18 protein-coding genes and 4 pseudogenes are annotated in these 21744 nt (G+C 64.6%); 15 read left to right on the forward strand and 7 right to left on the reverse strand.

Going from position 1 to position 21744, the window contains the following annotated elements:
* Positions 1–44: 44 nt before the first annotated feature.
* Positions 45–1988, reverse strand: coding sequence for a cache domain-containing protein (locus ACETMP_RS28625; protein WP_375158758.1), 1944 nt, complete (start codon positions 1986–1988; stop codon positions 45–47).
* 206 nt (positions 1989–2194) lie between these two features.
* Positions 2195–3160, reverse strand: coding sequence for a 2-hydroxyacid dehydrogenase (locus ACETMP_RS28630; RefSeq protein WP_375158759.1), 966 nt, complete (start codon positions 3158–3160; stop codon positions 2195–2197).
* Between the two features lie 140 nt (positions 3161–3300).
* On the opposite strand from ACETMP_RS28630, the gene ACETMP_RS28635 reads away from it, so the two are divergent.
* The 4 genes from ACETMP_RS28635 to ACETMP_RS28650 all read left to right on the forward strand — a co-directional run bounded on the left by ACETMP_RS28635 (position 3301) and on the right by ACETMP_RS28650 (position 6099).
* A complete protein-coding gene (locus ACETMP_RS28635; protein ID WP_028138414.1) occupies positions 3301–3669 on the forward strand; it encodes a YciI family protein in 369 nt (122 codons plus the stop codon).
* A complete protein-coding gene (locus ACETMP_RS28640; RefSeq protein ID WP_375158760.1) occupies positions 3666–4952 on the forward strand; it encodes an RNA polymerase sigma factor in 1287 nt (428 codons plus the stop codon). Before ACETMP_RS28635 ends, ACETMP_RS28640 begins: the two co-directional genes overlap by 4 nt.
* 165 nt (positions 4953–5117) lie before the next feature.
* Positions 5118–5657 carry an SRPBCC family protein gene (locus ACETMP_RS28645; RefSeq protein ID WP_375158761.1) on the forward strand — a complete coding sequence of 180 codons (540 nt, stop codon included), beginning with the start codon at positions 5118–5120 and terminating at the stop codon, positions 5655–5657.
* A gap of 31 nt (positions 5658–5688) precedes the next feature.
* Positions 5689–6099 carry a VOC family protein gene (locus ACETMP_RS28650; protein WP_375158762.1) on the forward strand — a complete coding sequence of 137 codons (411 nt, stop codon included), beginning with the start codon at positions 5689–5691 and terminating at the stop codon, positions 6097–6099.
* 106 nt (positions 6100–6205) lie between these two features.
* Here ACETMP_RS28650 and ACETMP_RS28655 read toward each other — a convergent pair whose 3' ends face one another.
* From ACETMP_RS28655 to ACETMP_RS28665, 3 genes are all read right to left on the reverse strand, one after another.
* The gene (locus ACETMP_RS28655; protein ID WP_375162015.1) at positions 6206–6565 is read right to left on the reverse strand and encodes a hypothetical protein; all 360 of its coding nucleotides are present in this window, start codon (positions 6563–6565) and stop codon (positions 6206–6208) included.
* A 516-nt stretch (positions 6566–7081) separates the two neighbouring features.
* The gene (locus tag ACETMP_RS28660; protein ID WP_028138409.1) at positions 7082–7519 is read right to left on the reverse strand and encodes a hypothetical protein; all 438 of its coding nucleotides are present in this window, start codon (positions 7517–7519) and stop codon (positions 7082–7084) included.
* 164 nt (positions 7520–7683) lie between these two features.
* Positions 7684–8472 (reverse strand): SDR family NAD(P)-dependent oxidoreductase, encoded by a 789-nt coding sequence (locus tag ACETMP_RS28665; protein ID WP_375158763.1) that lies wholly within the window; start codon positions 8470–8472, stop codon positions 7684–7686.
* Positions 8473–8667: 195 nt separating this feature from the next.
* Between ACETMP_RS28665 and ACETMP_RS28670 the strand changes: the two genes are divergently transcribed.
* From ACETMP_RS28670 to ACETMP_RS28685, 4 genes and pseudogenes are all read left to right on the forward strand, one after another.
* The gene (locus ACETMP_RS28670; protein WP_375158764.1) at positions 8668–9072 is read left to right on the forward strand and encodes a YciI family protein; all 405 of its coding nucleotides are present in this window, start codon (positions 8668–8670) and stop codon (positions 9070–9072) included.
* A 58-nt stretch (positions 9073–9130) separates the two neighbouring features.
* Entirely contained in the window at positions 9131–9496 is a 366-nt protein-coding gene (locus ACETMP_RS28675) for a hypothetical protein (RefSeq protein ID WP_375158765.1), read from the forward strand.
* Between the two features lie 189 nt (positions 9497–9685).
* Positions 9686–10425 (forward strand): annotated as a pseudogene (locus tag ACETMP_RS28680) (TetR/AcrR family transcriptional regulator).
* A 120-nt stretch (positions 10426–10545) separates the two neighbouring features.
* A pseudogene (locus tag ACETMP_RS28685) lies at positions 10546–11038 on the forward strand (DUF2852 domain-containing protein).
* A 163-nt stretch (positions 11039–11201) separates the two neighbouring features.
* On the opposite strand, the gene ACETMP_RS28690 reads toward ACETMP_RS28685, so the two are convergent.
* Positions 11202–12365: an acyl-CoA desaturase gene (locus ACETMP_RS28690; RefSeq protein WP_375158766.1), complete on the reverse strand. Its 1164-nt coding sequence runs from the start codon at positions 12363–12365 to the stop codon at positions 11202–11204.
* A 309-nt stretch (positions 12366–12674) separates the two neighbouring features.
* Here ACETMP_RS28690 and ACETMP_RS28695 point away from each other — a divergent pair, with 309 nt between their 5' ends.
* Complete coding sequence (locus ACETMP_RS28695) at positions 12675–13442, forward strand: serine acetyltransferase (protein WP_375158767.1); 768 nt, start codon at positions 12675–12677, stop codon at positions 13440–13442.
* Positions 13443–13557: 115 nt separating this feature from the next.
* Here the strand turns inward: ACETMP_RS28695 and ACETMP_RS28700 are convergent, their stop codons facing one another.
* Entirely contained in the window at positions 13558–14076 is a 519-nt protein-coding gene (locus ACETMP_RS28700) for a DUF2231 domain-containing protein (protein WP_375158768.1), read from the reverse strand.
* Between the two features lie 528 nt (positions 14077–14604).
* On the opposite strand from ACETMP_RS28700, the pseudogene tolQ reads away from it, so the two are divergent.
* The 6 genes and pseudogenes from tolQ to ACETMP_RS28730 all read left to right on the forward strand — a co-directional run bounded on the left by tolQ (position 14605) and on the right by ACETMP_RS28730 (position 21618).
* A pseudogene (gene tolQ / locus ACETMP_RS28705) lies at positions 14605–15320 on the forward strand (protein TolQ).
* A gap of 43 nt (positions 15321–15363) precedes the next feature.
* On the forward strand, positions 15364–15813 hold the full coding sequence (tolR, locus tag ACETMP_RS28710; RefSeq protein WP_375158769.1) for a protein TolR: 450 nt from the start codon (positions 15364–15366) through the stop codon (positions 15811–15813).
* Between the two features lie 3 nt (positions 15814–15816).
* A complete protein-coding gene (locus ACETMP_RS28715) occupies positions 15817–16776 on the forward strand; it encodes a protein TolA (RefSeq protein ID WP_375158770.1) in 960 nt (319 codons plus the stop codon).
* Positions 16777–16817: 41 nt separating this feature from the next.
* Complete coding sequence (gene tolB / locus ACETMP_RS28720; RefSeq protein ID WP_375162016.1) at positions 16818–18167, forward strand: Tol-Pal system beta propeller repeat protein TolB; 1350 nt, start codon at positions 16818–16820, stop codon at positions 18165–18167.
* A gap of 240 nt (positions 18168–18407) precedes the next feature.
* Positions 18408–20735, forward strand: a pseudogene (locus ACETMP_RS28725) (putative bifunctional diguanylate cyclase/phosphodiesterase).
* A 136-nt stretch (positions 20736–20871) separates the two neighbouring features.
* Positions 20872–21618 carry a hypothetical protein gene (locus ACETMP_RS28730; RefSeq protein WP_375158771.1) on the forward strand — a complete coding sequence of 249 codons (747 nt, stop codon included), beginning with the start codon at positions 20872–20874 and terminating at the stop codon, positions 21616–21618.
* Positions 21619–21744: the final 126 nt, after the last annotated feature.

Raw genomic sequence — 21744 nt, forward strand, 5'->3', positions numbered from 1 at the left:
GCCTTCGGGGACGACAGCGAGGAGGTGGCGCGATCCCGTGTCGACTACGCCGCGCGGATTTGCGCGAGGAAGCGATCCACCTCGTCCCGCAGCCGCTGCGATTGTTTCGACAGCTCGATCGCCGAGCCCAGCACGTCCTCCGCCGCCGTGCCGGTGGCTGCGATGCCGTCGGTGACGCCCGCAATGTTCTGCGAGACCTCGCCGGTACGGGCGGCGGCCTGCTGGACGTTCTGAGCGATCTCCTGCGTCGCCGTGCCCTGCTGGCCGACGGCAGCGGCAATCGCGGCCGAGATCTCGTCGACCTGCTGTATCGTCGCGCAGATCGACTGGATGCCATCCACCGCGCCTGATGTTTCGCCCTGCACCGCGGTGACCTGAGCGCCGATCTCCTCGGTCGCCTTCGCCGTCTGCGTCGCCAGCGCCTTGACCTCGGAAGCGACCACGGCAAAGCCGCGGCCGGCCTCGCCTGCCCGCGCGGCCTCGATCGTTGCGTTCAATGCGAGCAGATTGGTCTGGCCGGCGATGCCGTTGATGAAGGAGACGACGTCGCCGATCTTCTGTGCGGCTTCGGCCAGGCTCTGCACGCGTGCATTCGACTGCCGACCGTCGCTGGCGGCCTTGCCGACCACCTCGGTCGCGTGGGCGAGGCGGCGGCTGATCTCGGTCATCGACGAGGACAATTCTTCCGCCGCGGCCGCGACCGTCTGCACATTCTCCGAGGCCAGCGCCGAGGCCGACGACACCGCGCGCGTCTGCTGCCGGGACTGCTCGACGATGGCCGACATCGAGCGCGCCGTATGCTCCATCTCGACCGCAGCCGAGGACACCGTGGTGACGACGTCGCGGATGCTGGCCTCGAAATTGTCGGCAAGCGCGGCGAAGGCGCGCCGCTTCTCTGCTTCCGACGACGCCTTGGCTTCCATCTGCTCGGCCTGGAGCTCGTTGAATCTCACGGCATTGTCGCGGAACACCGTGACCGCCTTCACCATTGCGCCGACCTCGTCATTCGCCTTGCTGGCGGGAACGGCGACATCGAGGCGCCCGTCCGCAAGCTCGCGCATGACGGAGGTGATGGAGAGGATTGGACGCGAGATGCCGCGGGCAATGAGATAGCCGACGATCGCCGCCAGCACGAGGCCGAGCGCGGCGATGCCGATGGCGAGCAGCCAGGCGCGGTCGGCCGAAGCTTCGTAATCGGCGTTGTCCATCACCAGCTCGACGGCGCCGAGCGGCTTTCCGGAGAAGTCCTTGATCGGCCCAAGCAGCGCCGCGACCGGCGTGTTGTCGAGCTTGGCCTGCCTCACGGTGAAGTCGCCTGCGGCGGCGCGGCCATAATCGGCCGCGTCGAAGAAGCTCTTGCCCTTCAGCGTGCCGCCGAACAATTTGAAGCCGGAGCCGTCGGCAAGATGGAAGGCGACGTCGACGTGGCGGTTCGCCTTGAAATCATCGAGGAAGGACTGGCCGAAGCTCAGGCCGAATTCGACCGTGCCGAGATGCTTGCCCCCTTGCGCGATCGGCACCACTCCGCGGATGCCAAGCCCGGCGACGCCGCCTTCGAGCCCGACTACGACCTTATGCTCCTGATTGGCGAGCAGAACGGTCTTGCGGAAGCCGGAGAGGTCGTCGCCGAATTTGGCCGGCTGATGCACGCGCAGGAACGATGTCGCCGGCGCCACATGAAACTGGAACTGATCGACGCCGTACTCGGATTTGGTGGCGGCAAACACCGGCCCGAACAGGCCGACCAGGGCGTTGCGGTCCTGTTTGGCCATCGCCTCCTGCGTCGCCGGCATCGCGGCCACGACGGCGCTCATGGCGGCGGCGCGGGGGGATTCCTCGGCCATGCGCGACTGAAGGGCATCATAATGGCTGCGCAGCTCGCGCTGATCGGCGCGGTCGATGATCCCAGCGATGATCCACATCGCTCCAAGCACGGCAAACAGGGCCGTCGCCGCCGCCGTCACCGCAAGGGCAAGACTCGTGCGCATGTCCGACTCGCTGTAGCGTTGGTTAACGACGCTTATCAACGTCTCGCTAAGAGAGGGTGAACAGGATACCGGCCGAACGCGGTGGTTGTAAGGAGATCGTTGGGATGGCCCGGGCTGCCAGCCCAGCCAACGGTGTCATCCCCGCCTAGTGCGCAATTGCGCACGGAGGGCGGGGACCCATAGCCCCAGGGAGGAGCTAGCGAGGCCTAATATCCCCGCGCCCGGTCCACCACGTTCTCCAGCGCACCGCCCGCCTCGAACCGTCCGATCTGCTCGGCGACATAGGCCGAGATCGCGTCCGCATCGGTGTCGGCTGCGTTGTGCGGCGTCAGCACCACCTTGGGGTGGGTCCAGAACCGGCTATCCGCTGCCAGCGGCTCCTGCACGAAGACGTCGAGCGAGGCGGCGCCCAGCGTGCCGTCGTCGAGGCAGGCCAGGATGTCGGCTTCGTTCTGCAAGCCGCCGCGGCCGGCATTGATCAGCACGGGCGCGCCGAGCGGGCTGTTGCGGTTGAGCTTTGCGAAAGCGTTGCGGTTGAGGATTCCGTGCGTCTCCGGCGTCAGCGGCAGCAGGCAGACCAGGATGTCGGTCTTGCGCAGGAAGGCCTCGATCTGCGCGGCGCCATGGAAACATTCGACACCGTCGATCGTGCGCGGGCTGCGGCTCCAGCCGGCGACACGGAAGCCGAGCCGCCGCAGCACGTCGGCAGCGTCGGCTCCCAGCGTTCCCAGCCCCATGACGCCGACCGTCACGGCGCTCGCCGGCCACTGATATTTCGGCTCCCAGCGCTTCTCGCGCTGCGATTGCCTGAGATAAAGCTCCTGGCGGTGGTGCATCAGCACGTGCAGCACGACATATTCGGTCATGCGGTTGGTGAGGTCGGGCACCGCGACGCGGACCAGCGGCACGTCAGGCAGGCTCTTGTCCGCCATCAGCGCGTCGACGCCGGCGCCGAGATTGAAGATCGCGCGCAGATTGGTGAAGGAGGCCAGATCGCCCGGCACCGGCTTCCACACCGCGGCATAGTGCACCTCGGCCGGATCGAGCCCGGCATCCGGCAGCAGCACCACGCGGCGGCCGCCGCAGACCGCGTCGAACCGGGCCTTCCAGCGCTCCGGCAGCCAGTTCTGCTGCGCGCTATTGATCAGGACGGCCAGTGTGCCCATGGTCATTCGAAGTGCCTCGTCGAGGTTCCGCTGAAGAAGGCCCTCCTTGCCACGATCTGCCGGATTTTTCTTGCAAATTTTTTCCGCAGTCCTGTCGGGGCGGGGCATATTGGCGCGTCTTCAGAACAGAGAGGAAAGTGCCGCCCATGCTCTATGCCATCCTTTGCTATCACGATGAGGACTTCGTCGGCTCCTGGAGCAAGGAGCAGGACGAGGCCGTGATGAAGAAGCTTGCGGTGGTGCAGGAGAAGCTCACGAGCCAAGGCCGGCTCGGGCCCGTGGCGCGGCTGCTGCCGACCACGGCGGCGGCGACCCTGCGCAAGGAGGACCCGCCCTTGGTGCTCGACGGCCCCTATGCCGAGACCAAGGAGCAGCTGCTCGGCTTCTACATCGTCGATTGCAAGAATCTCGACGAAGCCCTCGACGTCGCGCGCGATCTCGGCGCCGCCAATCCGGGCGGTGCCTATGAGGTGCGCCCCGTCGGCGTGTTCCGGCCCGGAGGAAACCTGACGTGAGCGAGGCCGACACCGCCTGGATCGAGACTGCGCTGACCTCGGCGCGCCCCCAGGCGGTCGGCGCGCTGCTGCGCTATTTCCGCGACCTCGATACGGCCGATGAGGCCTTCCAGAACGCGTGTCTGCGCGCGCTGAAGACCTGGCCGCAGAATGGTCCGCCGCGCGATCCTGCGGCCTGGCTGATCATGGTCGGCCGCAACGTCGCCATCGACGAGGTGCGACGCACGCGCAGGCAGCAGCCGCTGCCGGAGGACGACCAGGCGATCTCCGATCTCGACGACGCCGAAGGTGCGCTGGCCGAGCGGCTCGACGGCTCGCACTACCGCGACGACATCCTGCGGCTGATGTTCATCTGCTGCCATCCGCAATTGCCGGCGACGCAGCAGATCGCGCTGGCGCTGCGCATCGTCTCGGGCCTTACCGTGAAGCAGATCGCGCGCGCCTTCCTGGTCTCGGAGGCGGCGATGGAGCAGCGCATAACCCGTGCCAAGGCGAAGGTCGCCGAGGCGGGGACGCCGTTCGAGGCGCCCGGCGCGGTCGAGCGCTCCGAGCGCCTCGCTGGCGTTGCGGCGATGATCTATTTGATCTTCAATGAGGGCTATTCGGCGAGCGGCGACACCGCCGAGATCAGAAAGCCGCTCTGCGAGGAGGCGATCCGGCTGGCACGGCTGCTGCTGCGGCTGTTTCCGAGTGAGCCGGAGATCATGGGGCTGACCGCGCTCATCCTGCTGCAGCATGCACGCAGCGCCGCGCGCTTCGCCGGGGATGGCACGCTGATCCTGCTGGACGATCAGGACCGTTCATTGTGGAACGGCACCATGATCGCGGAGGGGCTTGCCTTGATCGACAAGGCGATGCGCCATCGCCGCAGCGGGCCCTACCAGATCCAGGCCGCGATCGCCGCGCTGCATGCCCGCGCGTCGGCACCGGAGCAGACCGACTGGGCGCAGATCGACCTGCTCTACGGCGCGCTCGAAGTCGTGCAGCCCTCTCCCGTGGTCACCCTCAACCGCGCGGTCGCGGTCTCCAAGGTGCGGGGGCCGCAAGCCGCGCTCGATCTGATCGAGCCGCTGGCTCCGAAGCTCGCCAATTACTTCCATTTCTACGGCGTGCGCGGCGCCTTCCTGATGCAGCTCGGCCGCAACGACGAAGCCCGCATCGCCTTCGACCGCGCCATTGCGCTGGCCAACACGTCGGCGGAAGCCGCCCATATCCGCATGCATCTCGATCGCCTGATCCGGGACAGCCAGCCGAAGGCAAAGGAAAACGCCAGGGCGAAATGACGCGCGACGCGTCATTCCGAGATGGTCCGAAGGACCAGACCGGAATCTCGTCATTCCGGGTTCGGTCCTTCGGACCGCCCCGGAATGACGATCAAAAAACGTTCAGTTGATTGTCGGCCCTCGCCGTTCGCGTTCGTCCTTTGCCCGTATCATCGGGAGCCCCTCATGCTGAAAGCCATTGCCATCATCGCCATCCTGCTCGTCGTCGGACTTGCGGGTGTCGTCGTCTTCGCGCTGACAAAACCCGACACCTTCCGTGTCGAGCGCAGCCTCGCGGTGAAGGCGCCGGCCGGTGCGATCTATCCGCAGGTCGCCGATTTCCGCCGCTGGACCGGCTGGTCTCCCTATGAGAACCGCGACCCCGCCATGAAGCGCAGTTTCGGTGGAGCCGCGGAAGGCAAGGGCGCGACCTATGCCTGGGACGGCAACAACAATGTCGGCGCCGGCCGCATGGAGATCCTCGAGGCGAACGGGCCGTCCAAGCTTCGCATCAAGCTCGACTTCGAGCGGCCGTTCGAAGGGCACAATACCGCCGAGTTCACCTTTGTGCCGCAAGGCGATGCCACTCTGGTCACATGGGCGATGTACGGTCCGGCTCCGTTCATGTCCAAGATCATGCAGGTCTTCATCAACATGGACAGCATGATCGGCAAGGATTTCGAGGCCGGTCTCGCCAGCCTGAAGAAGCTGACCGAGAAGCACTAGTCCTCACCGCAAAACGAAGAGGAGAGAAACGATGCTCAATCCGTATCTGTTCTATCAGGACACTTGCGAAGCGGCGTTCAATCATTACGCCAAGGTTCTCGGCGGCAAGATCGACGCGATGATGCGCTCGTTGGACGCGCCCCCGGACGTACCCGCCGCGCCCGGCCGCGAGAAGATGATCATGCATGCGCGAATGTCGCTGCCCGACGGCAGCGTGCTGATGGCCTCCGACGTGCCGCCGGAGCATTTCAGCAAGCCGCAAGGCTTTTCGATCTCGTTCACGGTCAAGGATCCCGCCGATGGCGAGCGCAAGTTCAACGCGCTCGCCGAGGGCGGCTCCGTCACCATGCCGTTCAGCAAGACCTTCTGGGCCAAGGGCTTCGGCATGTGCGTCGACAAGTTCGGCATTCCCTGGATGGTGAATTGTCCGGAAGAAATGTGACGCGCGCGACCGCATGCATGATCGGTTGAGCCGCGATCCCCTCTCTCCATCTCTGCGGGAGAGGGGATGCACGGGTCCGTCATGCTCGGGCCTGTCGTGAGCTCGCTCAGCGGGTCGATCCGGTCACGTCTTCGTCCTGCCGCGGCTGAACACAGCGGGGGCAGATCACGAGCTTGGTGCCGAGCTGCCTGTCGTTCTCCGCTTCGATCTCGTCGTGAACCGCCCACCATGCCTCGGAGTATGGCCGCAGGGTGTCGAGCACACGTTGCCGCTCCTGATTGGGATCGCTTGCCGCGGGCGCGGGATTTGTGGCGCGCGGCTTCGCGGTATGAAGGCGTCTCGGGCTCTTGTTGGGATCTTGGCCGAGGCCATCCCACGCGATCGGGCGACGCTCCTGCGCCGGCGCGACTGCACATCCCAGCAGCGCTGCGCAGAAGGTGAGCAAGATGAAGCCGTTTCGCATCAATGCCGGACCCAAATTTCGCCGCGCAATGCGCAAGCCCCGCACAGGAAACTTGCACAGCGTCGGTCAAATGGAACTAAGGCAAACGAGTTGGCCGGCATGGCCGAGCAATGAACTCACGATTCGCATTACATTGCGGGAGCAGTGAGGCTGCTTCGTGAAACCATGCGGACTGCATCGCACAACAATTGACGCAATATTGGGCTGTAATCTGCACGTCAGAATCGCTATTGGTGATTCATAAAATCTAAAAACCGGGGTGGACGTCACTTGAAGGGGAGCGACCGATGGCGGCGGCGCTACAGATCAATTTTGCCCTGTGGGGAATGCTTATCTGCGTCAGCATGAAGCTGGTGCCGGTGATTCAGACTCTTTATTGAAGGCAGCCAAAGCGCGATGGCGCAGAGACCCGGTGCGCACATTGGGTGCGGCACAGGGAACCTGCCGTATGGCTTCGGGCCAGCTACGCCAGATGCCCTTGATGTGACGCGGTTCACATAAGAACTCATGGCGAATTCGTCAGCGGCAGCGCGGATAAATCGCGGCGAGATCACGGCCCTTGAGCAGAAGCAATCGCGAGCTGAGGCCGCCGCGGCGGCTGATCCAGTCGCGAACCGGGCCGGGATAGGCGGCAAGCACCGCGACCGATGCTTCCGGTTCGGCATAAAGGCGCCCGCGCCGGTCGACCGAACGTGCCGCATGAAAGCCGAGCACGGCGCGCCTGGTGACGCAAATGCGCTCTTCCGGCACGATGCTCAGCACCAGTGTGCAGGCAGACAGGCAAGGGCCGTCGATCACCACGCGCTCGCCGCTCTCGCGCACCTTCTCGAACAAGTCGAGGAACGGCCCCACTTGTCCGCCCGGCGACTGGATGATGCGGATTTCCGCGGCGGCGGGCGTAGAGGCGAGCAGCGTGGCTGCAAGCATCACGGCTTTGAGGCAGGTGATACGTCGCATGAAATCTCCACCAACTCGATTTGTAGGGTGGGTTAGCTGAGCGATTGCGCGACGCGCAATGGCTCGGCGTAACCCACCATCTTGGACGCCACGTGAGAAGAGGTGGGTTACGCCCAACGGCCCGCGCTTTGCGCGGCCCGCAGTGCTAACCCACCCTAGATTTCCTAGCCGTTCCGCCTCTGACCGCGCAGCGTCGGCAGGCCGATGCCGGCTGCATCGAAGCCGCCATCGACGGCCAAAATTTGGCCGGTGATGTAGCTCGCACTTGCCGAGCACAGGAAGTAGATCGCTTCCGCAAGCTCGTCCTCCAGGCCGTAGCGGTTGAGCGGAATGGCGTCGTGATAGTCGGCGCGGATCTCCTTGGTATGCACCTGCTTGGCCATCGCCGTGTCGACCGGCCCCGGCGCGACTGCGTTGACGCGGATGTTGAGAGAGGCAAGCTCGACCGCGAGCTGCTTGGTCAGATGCGCGAGCCCGGCCTTGCTGGTGCCGTAGGCCGAGCGCAGCGTCGAGGCGCGCACCGCCGAGATCGAGGTGATGTTGACGATGGCCCCGCCATGGCCCTCGCGCATCAAGGGCACGGCCGCCTTGGTGCAGAGGAAGGGGCCGGTGAGGTTGACCTCGAGGACGCGGCGCCAATCGGTCTCGGATGTCTCCATCAGCGGCGCGAACACCGCGATGCCGGCATTGTTGACGAGCGCATCGAGCCGGCCGAACCGGCGCTCAACCGCCGCCATCGCATCGCTCACTGCGGCCGCGTCCGAGACGTCGCAGGTCAGCGCCAGCGTCGCCGCGCCTTGGTCGATCTCGACGACCGCCCGGCCGAGCAGCTCGCCCTCGATGTCGAGCAGCGCCACACGCCAACCCTCGGCGAGAAACTTCTTCGCGGTCGCGAGCCCGATGCCGCGCGCGGCTCCGGTGACGAGGGCGACTTTGTGCGGGGCAGGGGGCATCGGCTGATCGGTCCTTTGTCGAAAAATGGTCGCGAGCGCGCGCTCCTTTTACTTCGCTTTGGCCTCGAGGAGGAACCTGGCCGCCGAAAATAATTCCTGTCCCGGTGTCGGTTCCGGCAGAGATCGTTCGTCTTGCAGGGGAGCGCGGCCCCTTTCGGCGCCTCCGGAAATGACGAAGAAGCGTAAGGACATTCCATGCGATTCATGATGCTGATGATCCCGCTCGGTTACGAAACCGCGCCGCCGGACGTCCAGCTCGATCCCGAGCGGGTCGCGGCGATGATGCGCTACAACGAGGCGCTGAAGGACGCAGGCGTGCTGATCACGCTCGACGGCCTGCATCCGCCGTCAATGGGCGCACGGGTTTCGTTTGCGACCGGCAAGCCCATTGTCACCGACGGCCCATTCGCTGAGGCCAAGGAAGTTTTGGGCGGATATTGGATGATCGAGGTTGCCTCGCGGGCCGAGGCGATTGCCTGGGCAAAGCAGTGCCCGGCCTCGCCGAACGAAATCATCGAGATCCGGCAGGTGCAGGAGCTGGCCGACTTTCCGCCCGACGTGCAGGCCGCCGCGGCCGGTTTCGGCGACCTGAAGGCATAGCGGCGCTGGTCGCGATCAGATCGCGGCTGTCATCAACAAATCACCAAAGGAGAGACCGATGAGCACCGAACACAAATTCCTCGCCGTCTATCTCGGCAGCATGAGCGGCGAAAGGATGAAGGCCTGGCACGCGATGCCCGAGGCCGAACGGAAGGCTAAAGAGCGCGAGGGCATGGCCGCCTGGCACGGCTGGGTCGAGAAGCACAAGGACGTCATCGTCGAGCTCGGCGGCCCGCTCGGCAAGACCCGCAGGATCGACAGAAGCGGCATCACCGAGATCAGCAACGCACTGACCGGCTTTACCGTGGTGCGCGCTGCCTCGCAGGAGGAAGCTGCCAAGCTGTTCGAGAACCATCCGCACTTTACGATCTTCCCGGGCGAGGCGATCGAGGTCATGCCTGTCTTGCCGGTTCCGCAGATGTAGGTTCGAGTGAATCGTCATTCCGGGGCGGTCCGCAGGACCGAACCCGGAATCTCGAGATTCTCAGGTGCGCAAGCCGCACCGGGGTTCGATGCTGGCGCATCGCCCCGGAATGACTGCGGAGAATACGGGTTAATCAAACTCGGCCGCCGCTAGTGACCTTGACGCCCGCCTCATGTAAAGCTCGTTCACATGAGCTGGCGCAAGGAACAGCGCCGCGCCGAGCGCGGCTATCACCATGGCAACCTCAAGGAGGCCCTGTTGCAGGCCGCTCTCGGGCTGATCGCCGAGAAGGGCGCGGCCGGCTTCACCTTTGCCGATGCCGCACGCATGGCCGGCGTCAGCGCGGCGGCGCCCTACCGGCATTTCCGCGACCGTGACGAGCTGCTGTCCTCGATTGCCCAGCGCGGCTTCGAGCAATTCGAGGCGCGGCTGACCGCGGCCTGGGACGACGGGCGTCCCGACACAGTCACCGCGTTCGAACGCGTCGGCAAGGCCTATCTCGCCTTCGCCCGTGAGGAGCCGGCCTTCTACAACGCGATGTTCGAGTCCGGTCTGCCGGTCGATGCCAATCCGGCGCTGCAGGCCGCGAGCGAACGCGCTTTCAACATCATTCGCGCCGCGGCCGAGCGGCTTGCAGCGCTTGCGCCGCCCGGCATGCCGCGGCCGCCGGCGATGATGATGGCGCTGCACATCTGGACCATGGCGCATGGCGTGGCTTCGCTGTTCTCCCGCGGCGACGCGGCGCGGCGAAAACTGCCGATGTCTCCGGACGAGCTGCTCGAGGCCGAGGTGCTGATCTATCTGCGCGGTCTCGGCTTCCCGACGGATCGCCGCCCGCCGGCGAAAGGCGCCGAGCCGCCGCCGGTGCCACCGGAGGCATCCTCCGGTTCCGGAGTGCCGCCGGGGGCCCTTGGGGCAAGCCGAAATAAGGTGACGCAATAATCACGCGGGCGTGTCTGGCGCCCAGCTTGACAAAATCGCCGGATGGTCTAGCTATGTAAATGTTATTTACATTCACAACGGCGCAGGTGCCGTGATGGAGATGGGAAATGGCCTACACCGCTGATGTCAATCGATGGCGCGGCCCCTCGGATCAATACCAACAATACGAGCGCCCCCGGATGCTGGACACGCCCTGGCATCCCGGCTGGATCGCCGTGACCATCCTCGGCTTCATCATCTGGTGGCCGATCGGACTTGCCCTTCTCTTTTTTCACACTCGGGAGCAGAAGAATGTCGTGCTGGAGCAACCAGGATCGCTGGCAGAGCAAGATGGAGCGGATGCAGTACAAGATGGACCGCATGCGCGGCCGCATGGAGCGCAGCGGCTTCGGCTTTGGCTTCGGCCCGCCGTCCTCCGGCAACCGCGCCTTCGACGAGTACCGCTCGGAAACGCTGCGCCGGCTCGAGGAAGAGCAGGTCGAGTTCAGGAACTTCCTCGACCGTCTGCGTCACGCCAAGGACAAGGAAGAGTTCGACCAGTTCATGGCGCAGCACAAGACGCGTCCGACCCCGCCGCCGACTGACCAGCAGCAGGGCTGACCTTCAAGGCCTGACACCTCTCAAAGCCTTCAGGCGCATGCCCCCAAAGTCCTGATGGCCCCGAGCCGCCCGTCTGCGCACCCCGCAGGCGGGCGGTTTGGCTTCGGGGAGCGTGGGCACGGGCCCCGATCCGTTTGATAGAAGGCGCATGACCCCCGAGCGTTCAGCGCACTGTCACAAGCTGGGCGTGAACCGATGCCAGGAAGTGCGCGTAGGCGTGATCCACGATCTCGTTGAGCGATCGTGTTCGCGCGAAGATCGCCTTGGCCTCGGCGAGAAACTCTTCGCGGGTCGGTATCTTCGGCAGATGCAGATGTGTCAGCGCGTCCACGCCGTCATGCGCGCGATTGAGGATGTCGTGCAGCGTCGGCAGTTGCAGCTGGGCGAGATCGGCCCGACGCCGGGCCGAGGAGATCGCATGCGCCAGCTTCTGGGCATCGAACCGTTCGGCGAGCTCGATGGCCGCCCGATTGATGACCCGGGCGCCGAGCGGCTGCTCGTTGCGCAGCACCTGTTCGGGCGGCGCTTTCATGTTCCAGACGATTCCGAGCCAGGACAGCACCTTGAGGACGTAATAGGTGACGTCGATCTCCCACCAGCGGAAGCCCTGACGCACGCTGCTCTGGTAGGCGTGGTGATTGTTGTGCCAGCCTTCACCCAGGGTGAACAGCGCCAGCAGCCAGTTGTTGCGGGAATCATCGCCCGTCACGTAGCGCTTGCGTCCATGCACATGGGCGAGCGAATTGATGCAGAACGTGGCGTGATAGACCAGCACCGTGCTCCAGAGGAAGCCGACGACCAGGCCCGACCATCCCGCAACCAGGAAGCAGAGCGCCGCAAGCACGAAGGCTGGCAGCAGCTCGAGCCGATGCAGCCACATCAGCTCCGGATAGGCCGCGAGATCGCCGACCTTGACGAGGTCGGTCGCATCGTGCTCGCGATAAAAGATCCAGCCGAGATGGCTGTACAGGAAGCCGCGTTGACGTGGCGAATGCACGTCCAGCTCGGTGTCGGAATGCAGATGATGGTGGCGATGCTTGGCGGCCCACCACAACACGCTCTTTTGCGCGGTGCTTTGCGCAAGGCAGGCCAGAACGAACTGAAAAACCCGGCCGGTGGCAAAAGCCTTATGCGAGAAATAGCGGTGGTAGCCTGCTCCGATGGCAAACATGCGCACGACGTACAATAAACCGCAGATCGCCAGGGCCTGCCAGGTGACGCCTGTCCAGAGGGCGGCAAAGCAGCCGAGATGGACCAGCACGAACGGTATGGCGGAGGGGTACATGACGTCGTCGTGGTGGTCGTCGGCGGGCGCGTTGGGCGACATGTCTTGGCGTGACCTCAGGTATTGTGATGCGGGGTTCGTGTCGGCAGCAGTGAGAGGGCCGCCGGGTACGAAAAACCCGCGGATGGCGGACCACCGCGGGGCTTGAACGAGCTGCTTTGCATGGACATCCCGGCCAGGGCAGCTTCGGCCGACGATTTAATAGACTATATGGTTGCGAATGCCTGGCATGCAAGCTCGTAGCCTCACGGAAAGCTGCGGCATGCTGCTCGGATCGCAGCGGCATGGTGCGGAGGGGCGCGCGCGGACTATGTTTGAGGCCTGAAGGAAGCCCCACACCGGGAGGCGGCGATGACGGCAGCTGTGACCGCGACGAACGATCGTCTGTGGCAGCAGATTCGCGGCGAGGCGCAGCGTGCGGCTGCATCCGATCCGGTCTTCGGCAGGTCGCTCGCCGAGGCCGTCCTCGCGCATGACGGTCTTGCGGCTGCTCTGGCCGATCTCATCGGGCGCAGGCTCGGCGGCAATCCCGCCGGGCAGGCGCGCTTCGCTGCCTTTTCCCGCGAGGCTTTTCACTTTTCGCCGGAGCTGATCGAAGCGGCCGGCCGCGACTTGCAGGCGATCGCGCACAACGATCCTGCGATCGCCGGCCTGTTGGCGCCGCTGCTGCATTTCAAAGGCTATGTCGCGCTGCAAGCCTGGCGCGTCTCGAACTGGCTCTGGCATCGTGACCAGCGCGATGCGGCGCTGCTGTTTCAGAACGAGGCGTCGAACGTCCTGCAGGTCAGTATTCATCCGGCGGCCAGCATCGGCGCGTCCGTCTATCTCGATCATGCCACCGGCATCGTGATCAGCGCCAATGTCGTGATCGGCGACGAGGTCACCATCCTCCAGAATGTCAGCATCGGCCGCAGCAATGAGCTGCCGACACGCTCGCCGCGCATCGGCCGTGGCGTGTTCATCGGTGCGGGCGCGACCATTTTGGGCGATGTCCGGATTGGCGATCGCGCCAGGATCGGCGCCGACACGGTCGTGACCTCCGACGTTCCCTTTGGCTGCACCGCGGTCGGAAATCCCGCACGATTGACCAACTGCCCCGAGCCCGCGTCGGCGGCTTGAGGCGCGAACACATCAAGCGGCGTGGCGGGCGCCCGACCAGAGCCAAGCATGGTCAGCAAAGGCATGGTCAGCCAAGGCATGGTCGCCGAGGTCTCCCCGGCGACCTGCCGTTGCTTCAGGCCGCGTGGCGGCGGCTCTCGCCGCCGTGCTGGGGCGTGACCGGCTCCGAGCTGGTCTGGCCCGGCGCATCCAGCACCGCGACGTGATGCCGGTAGACCATCTCCCAGCCCTTCCATCCCGTGAACAGGAGGATGCCGACGACGATCAGCGACAGCACCACGCCCCAGGGCGTGACGGCGGCTTCCGTGCCTTGCGCGTAGCGCAGGTAGAAATTGACCAGGGCAAGCACGACCGCGGCGAGATTGCCGACCATGTGGTACCAGGCATCGTTGAGGCGGCGGATGCGCGGCTCGCTGAAGAAGTCGGTAAAGCCGGCCGCGGCCGCGACGAGCGCCGTGACGATGCCGGCGCCGATCAGCCACATCGCGGCCCTGGCCCAGAAATTGTCGCCGGTTGCGATGAAGGCGAAGTCCGCAATGGGCGCGCCGACCAGGCATGCGACGGGGAAGGGGATGAGCATCGGGTGGAGCGGGTGATCGCCGATGGCGGCGGTCGTCTTGGGGTTGATGGTCATGGCAAGACCTCGCGGAAAGTGATTTCGGGACAATTTTTCGGAGGAGGGGTGGTTCCTCCGGCCGGGATGCCGTGGAAGTGTGGTGCCCCGGACGCAGCGCGCAGCGTCCTTTGACGATGCGCTGGTGAGCCGAGGCCCGCCGGCGTCGGCACACTGCATCCTCGGTGCTGGGTCGGGACGCGGACGGAGCTCGTCCAGACCCCAACCGCCTGCGCGGCCTGCCTTTCCCGCGGCCCAATTCACCCCTGGTAACCTCGCATTAACCAACGCCGGGCTCTGGTAAGGGCGGGCAGTCGCGCCCAAAGCCCGAAGCCGAGGCCCGTCAAGGCCCGGGGCCAAAGGCCCATAGTTTTGACATCTTGGCAGGGAATGCAGGCGGCCGGCTTTGGACGAGCCCCTGCACCCCCGAAAGACAAGGCTTTGAGCGGGCTTGCCGGCCGCGCCGGTTGTAGCGCGGTCATTGGGGAACCGGCAGCCATTTGCTGGCCGGCACATCGGGTAAACGATCGCCTTGAGAGGATACTGCTTATGAATCCGGCCGACGTGGCTCAGTCAGCCCTTCCGGTTGCCGCTTCCGCGGACGTGTCGCTGATCGCGCTGTTCTGGCAGGCTCACTGGATCGTGAAAGCGGTGATGCTGGGACTTCTGTCCTGCTCGGTCTGGGTCTGGGCGATCGCCATCGACAAGATCTTCCTGTTTGCCCGCACCCGCCGCTCGATGGACCGCTTCGAGCAGGCGTTCTGGTCCGGCGAATCGATCGAGGAGCTCTATCGCACGCTCTCGGCCAAGCCGACGCATTCGATGGCGGCGTGCTTCGTCGCGGCGATGCGCGAGTGGAAACGGTCGTTCGAGAGCCACGCCCGCTCGGTCGCGGGCCTGCAGATGCGCATCGACAAGGTCATGAACGTCTCGATCGCCCGCGAGGTCGAGCGGCTGGAACGCCGCCTGCTGGTGCTCGCCACCGTCGGCTCCGCCGGCCCTTCGTCGGCCTGTTCGGCACGGTCTGGGGCATCATGTCGAGCTTCCAGTCGATCGCGGCGTCGAAAAATACCTCTCTGGCGGTTGTTGCCCCCGGTATCGCGGAAGCGCTGTTTGCGACCGCCGTCGGCCTTATCGCCGCCATTCCTGCCACTATTTTCTACAATAAGTTCACGTCCGAGGTGAACCGGCAGGCCCAGCGGCTGGAGGGCTTCGCCGATGAATTTTCCGCCATTCTGTCGCGTCAGATCGACGAGCGGGGCTGACGGGCGGCATGTATAGTGTGAAGGGCAATTTGGGCACGCGATCATGGCGATGAACGTTGCGAGTTCGTCCGGCGGCGGCGGGCGCCGAGGCCGGCGCAAGCCCGTCGTGGCCGAGATCAACGTCACCCCGATGGTCGACGTGATGCTGGTGCTGCTCATCATTTTCATGGTGTCGGCGCCGATGCTCACGGTCGGCGTGCCGCTCGACCTGCCCCAGACCCAGGCCAAGAGCCTCGAGAACAACGACCAGAAGCCGATCCAGATGTCGGTCGACATCAAGGGCAAGGTGTTCATCAACGATTCCGAGATCGCAATCAACGAGCTGATCCCCAAGCTGAAGGCGATCACGGACGCGCGCGGCGGGCTCGAGGAACGCATCTATCTGCGCGCCGACAAGAAGGCGGATTACGGCACGGTGGCCAGGGTGATGGGCCTGTTGTCCGGCGCCGGATTCAAGAAGCTCGCCCTCGTCACGGAAGCGGATCAGGGGTAAGCCGTGAAGGTGAACGTCGACAAGACACTCGTTGCGTCGATTGCCCTCCACGTCCTCGTGCTGGGATGGGGGCTCGTCACCTTCAGCAGCAAGGCCTACATCGCGCCTGAGGAGTCGCTACCGGTCGACATCATCTCCACCGATCAGCTCGCCAAGATGATGGCCGGGCAGAAGACCGGCAAGAAGGAAGAGCCGAAGCCGAAGGTCGAGAAGATCGCGGAAGCGAAGCCGGAGGAAGACGCGGTCGGCAAGGTCACCGAGAAGAAAGAGCTGATCAAGACCAATTCGCAGCCCGAGCCGCCGCCAAAGCCCGTCGAGAAGCCGGTCGAGAAGAAGCCGGAGCCGCCGAAGCCGGTGGCCGAGGCGAAGCCGAAGGAAGAGCCGAAGCCGCAGGAAAAGAAACCTGATCCGGCCAAGGAAGATCCGATCGCCGAGCTGCAGAAGAAGCTGGAGACCAAGAAGCCGCCGCCCAAGCCCGTGGAGCAGAAGGTCGCGGCGGTGCAGCCGCAGCAGCAGCCGAAGCCGAAGGAGCGCACCTTTGATCCCGCCCAGATCCAGCGCGATCTCGACAAGCGCGCCGCGACCCGGCACGAGCTGACTGGCTCCGCTCTGAATGCGTCGGCCGCGTTGGGAGCGGCGACGGGAACTGCCGCCAACAACGTCGCCACCTGGCGCGGTGCATTCCAGGGCGCGGTCAAGCGCTGCTTCACGCCCACCTATAATGGCCAGGATGCCGATCAGTACGAAGCCGACATCGACATTCCCATGAAGATCGACGGATCGCTGGCTTCGGAGCCGATCGTCGTCGCCGTGCGAGGACCGTCGCGCTCGATTGCTCAGGCCATTGCCGAGAGTGCCAAGCGCGCCATCGTGCAGTGTCAGGTCTATTCGTTCATGCCGAAGCAGCAGTACGAGAGCTGGAAGCTCATTCCGATGACTTTCGGCCTGAAAGACATGTTGTGACATCCGAACAAAAGAATTTTGCAATGAATGACGTCCGCTCGATGAACCGCCGCCGCTTTATGACCCTGACCGGATCGGCACTCGCAATGCTCGGGAGCGGACGCGCCTTCGCTCAAGGGCAGGAGGGACGCCTGCGCATCGATCCCACGGCATTCCAGCCGATTCCGATCGCAATCACCAACTTCCTGCCCGGCTCGCCCTCCGACGGCGACGTCGGCAACGGCGTCACGCAGGTCATCACCAACAATCTGAAGCGCTCGGGTCTGTTCGCGCCGATCGATCAGGCCGCTTTCATCGAGCGCATCAGCAACATGGACGTCGCGCCGCAATTCCAGAACTGGAAGACCCTCAACGCGCAGGCCCTCGTCACCGGCCGCATGACGCGCCAGCCCGATGGCCGGCTGAAAGCCGAATTCCGTTTGTGGGACGTCATCTCCGGCCAGCAGCTCGCCGGCCAGCAATATTTCACCTCGCCGGAATATTGGCGCCGCATCGCCCACATCATCTCCGACCAGATCTACGAGCGGATGACCGGCGAGAAGGGCTATTTCGACAGCCGCGTGGTGTTCGTGGACGAAAGCGGCCCGAAGGAGCGCCGTGTCAAGCGACTTGCGATGATGGACCAGGACGGCGCCAATGTGCGCTATCTGACCCGCGGCTCCGACCTCGTGCTGACGCCGCGCTTCTCGCCGAACTCGCAAGAGATCACCTACATGGAATTCGGCCAGGGCGATCCGAAGGTCTATCTCTTCAACATCGAGACCGGCCAGCGCGAGATCGTCGGCAACTTCCCGGGCATGACCTTCGCGCCGCGCTTCTCGCCGGACGGCCAGCGCGTCATCATGAGCCTGCAGCAGGGCGGCAATTCCAACCTGTTCGTGATGGATCTGCGCTCGCGCTCGACCACGCGCCTCACCGACACGCCGGCGATCGACACCTCGCCATCATATTCGCCGGACGGCACCCGCATCTGCTTCGAGTCCGATCGCGGCGGCCGGTCGCAGATCTACGTGATGGCGGCGGGCGGCGGGCAGGCCCAGCGCATCTCCTTCTCCAAGGACGACACCAACGCCAGCTATTCGACGCCGGTGTGGTCGCCAAAGGGCGACTACATCGCCTTCACGAGGCAAGGCGGCGGACAGTTCGCGATCGGCGTCATGAAGCCCGACGGCTCCGGCGAGCGGCTACTGACTTCCGGCTTCCACAACGAAGGTCCGACCTTCTCCCCGAACGGCCGCGTGCTGATGTTCTTCCGCGACCCCGGCGGCAATGGCGGGCCCTCGCTGTACAGCGTCGATATCTCCGGTCGCAACGAGCTCAAGGTGCCGACGCCGGGCTTCGCCTCCGACCCGGCCTGGTCGCCGTTGCTGTCCTCGACGGCGGGTCAATAGAGCGCGGGTTCGGAACGCGCGATCTTTTCGAAAATCGCGCCGATTTTCCTGCTTTCGACGAGGCGGGTAAGCCTTTCTTCACCTTGAGCCCACCAAGGCTTGCCCTAATTGCTTGATTCTTAAGCTGGAATTGGTTCGGCGTTACCGAAAAACAACTCGACTTTAACGATGTTCCCTCAGAAAGACTTCACCTGAGCTGGGTAAAAGTACGCGCCAAACAGGACGCGCGTACAAACACCAATGCAGTTCGCAAGCCAGAGTGGAGAACCTGAGCCAGCGTCGCCGAGGGTTTCGGCCGCGCTGATCGATTCGCTATTCGAAACTCCAGCTCCCTTGCTGACGGGGCTTGTCTTCGGCGTCGTTGCGGCGGCCGCGACCGCGCTGAAGACGGGAGAACCTTGATCTGGGCGTGCGTGGGGCTCCTGATCCTCGCCGGCGCCATCCGGGCGTTCGACTTGCGGCGGTATCAGATGCGCAAGTCGACGCTGACCGCCGACGAAGCTGCGCGATGGAAGAACCGGCATCAGATCGGGGCGATGATCCAGGCCGCCGCCGTCGGCATCTGGAGCACGACCACGCTGCTGGTCAGTGACGATGCCGTCGCCCATATGATCTCTCTCCACGACCACGGGCTTCGTGGCGGGTGGTGCAGGCCGGGCCTACGGACGGCAATGGATCTACAAGCTGCAGGCTTCGCTTTGTTTCGGTTCGACGGTGGTCGCGCTGGCGCTACGCGGCACGCCCTATTACATCGTCATGTCGGTCCTATGCGCTGCGTTTCTGGTGGCCGTCATACAAATTTCGGCCAATCTGCATAGGATATTCATGCGGGCGCTCGTCGCGCGCGAACGCGAAGCAGCCCTGGCGGGCCAGTTCGACAGCGCGTTGAACAACATGCCCCATGGCCTGTGCATGTTTCGTGTCGACGGTCAGCTTGCGGTGATGAATCATCGTTTCAGCGAAATGATGAATCTGCCCGACGATCTCGTTCAGAGCGGCCCCAATGCGTCCGAAATCATCGCGGCGTGCGTCAGCGGCGGCTCCATCTCGGCCGAGAACGGCAACCTGATCCTCCGGGAGATCGAGGACGGACGGGTCCGCGAGATCCTGACCACCGATCCGGATATCGCGCGCGGGCGCGCGTTGTCCTGGACCTTCCAGCCGATGGCGGATGGCGGCACGGTCATGCTGCTCGAGGACATCACCGAGCGTAAGAACGCCGAGGCGAGGATCACCCATCTTGCCCGCTACGACGAGCTCACGGCATTGCCCAACCGGGTCAGCTTCCACGACGAGATCCAGCGGCTGCTGGCGAATTCGCATCATGCCGAGCGCCTCTCCGCGCTGCTGTTCGTCGACCTCGACCAGTTCAAGCAGGTCAACGACACGCTTGGCCATCCCTGCGGCGACCAGCTGCTGTGCGCGGTTGCCAATCGCCTGCGTGAGATGCTGCGGCCCGACGATTTCGTCGCCCGCTTCGGCGGCGACGAATTCGTCGTGTTCCAGCAGAACATCTCTTCGCCCGAGGACGCCGCCAGCCTCGCTCGCCGCATCGTCGAGCGCCTCAGCGAGCGCTATCGCATCGACAACCACCTCGTCGAGATCGGCGCGAGCGTCGGCATCGCGCTGACCTCGCCCGATGGCAGCGCCAGCGCCGATACGCTGCTCAAGAACGCCGACATGGCGCTGTACCGGGCCAAGGCCGACGGCCGCGGCACCTTCTGCTTCTTCCGCGACGAGATGGCGGCGACCGTCGAGGCCCGCCGCATCCTGGAGCTGGACTTGCGCAAGGCGCTCGCCAACGAGGAATTCGAGCTGTTCTACCAGCCGCTGGTCAACCTCAAGACCGGCAAGATCACCACCTGCGAGGCGCTGCTGCGCTGGAACCATCCGGTACGCGGCACGGTCTCGCCGGTCGACATCATCCCGGTCGCCGAGGACATGGGCCTGATCGTCGATCTCGGCCGCTGGATCCTGCGGCGGGCCTGCATGGAGTGCATGAAGTGGCCAGACGGCGTCAGCGTCGCCGTCAACTTCTCGCCTCAGCAATTCCACCAGCGCGACGTGCTGAGCGAGATCCGCTATGCGCTCGAAGTTTCGGGCCTGCCGAACCATCGGCTGGAGATCGAGATCACCGAGTCCTCGCTGCTGCGCAACACCCAGCTCACGCACGACATCCTCTCGCAGCTTCATGCGCTCGGCGTGCGCATCTCGCTCGACGATTTCGGCACCGGCTATTCCAGCCTGAGCTATCTGCACAATTTCCCGATGCAGAAGGTGAAGATCGACCGCTCCTTCCTCGAAGGGATCGATACCGATCGGCCGCTGACGCTGTTGCGCGGGGTGGCGCGGCTGGCCGCCGATCTCGGCATGTCGGTGGTGGTCGAGGGCATCGAGACCAACGAGCAGCTCGAACTGATCAGCGCCGACGGGACCATCACCGAAGGGCAGGGCTATCTTTTCAGCCGGCCGGTGCCCGCCATTCGGGTTCGGCAATTGCTGAATGCCTCGCACGGCCGCCGCTCGTCCGATGATCAGCTGACCGTCGCCTCGCGATCGATCGCCTGACACCTCCGTAAAACTGCGGGAAATCGCTGATTTTCGCCGACCGGCAGGGTTAACCCTAACCGGGTGCTTCAATTGCGCCGGCGTTAAGAAGGTGTTAATCCTGTTCCACCCGCGAGGGTTGTTTGTCAGTTGAGGAATGTTGGATGAAGCCCGAAGCCGAACCGCGCGCTTCGCTCTCTGTGCGGGGGGAGCGCTGTTCGACCGCGTCGACTACCGCTCCATCGAGACTCCTGAGGAGAAAGATCAGCTCTATCAGATGCGCTATCGGGCCTATACGCGTGGCGGATTGATTCCGCCGTCGGAGTCCGAGCGCTACAGCGATAGCTACGACGACGCACCCAATGCCCGGACGTTCGGAGTGTATGTTGACGGAGAGCTCTGCAGCTCTATCCGTCTCCACGTGCTGACGTCAGAACAGCGGGCGTCCTGCACGACCGACTTGTTCGGCGACGTTCTTCACCCCCGCCTCGATCGCGGCGAGGTCTTCATCGATCCAGCCCGCTTTGTTGCGAGCCCGGAAAAAGCCAAGTGTTTTCCGGAGCTGCCTTATGTAACGGTGCGGCTCGTCTTTCTGGCCTGCGAACATTTTAATGCCGATACCGGGCTCGCGCTCGTCCGCCCCGCGCACGAGGCGTTCTATCGCCGGGTCTTTCTCAACGAAACCATCGCAGAACCGCGCCTGTTCCCGAATGCCTTGGCAAAAGTCGCGTTGATGGCGTCCGACTTCCGCGCCGTGCGGGAAAGAGTGTTAACGCGTTTTCCGATCATGCGCTCGAGTGCATTCGAGCGACGAATGCTGTTTGGGCCCAGCACTGCGCCGTCGCTGAGCGTCGTCTCGCCGAAACTGGCCTCCGAACGTCCAAAGCTGGTCGTCTATTCCTGAGAGTCCGTCGGGGCGCCCGCCCTCGAACGGAGCTGCCGTCCACCACCAGGCCCGGGCCGAGCTCAATTTTGGCCGGTTTCGCCGGTCCGGACGCTTGCCTTCACCCTCGCGCCACATTTACAACCC

Source organism: Bradyrhizobium dasycarpum (genome assembly GCF_042019905.1).
Taxonomy (GTDB): domain Bacteria; phylum Pseudomonadota; class Alphaproteobacteria; order Rhizobiales; family Xanthobacteraceae; genus Bradyrhizobium; species Bradyrhizobium japonicum_B.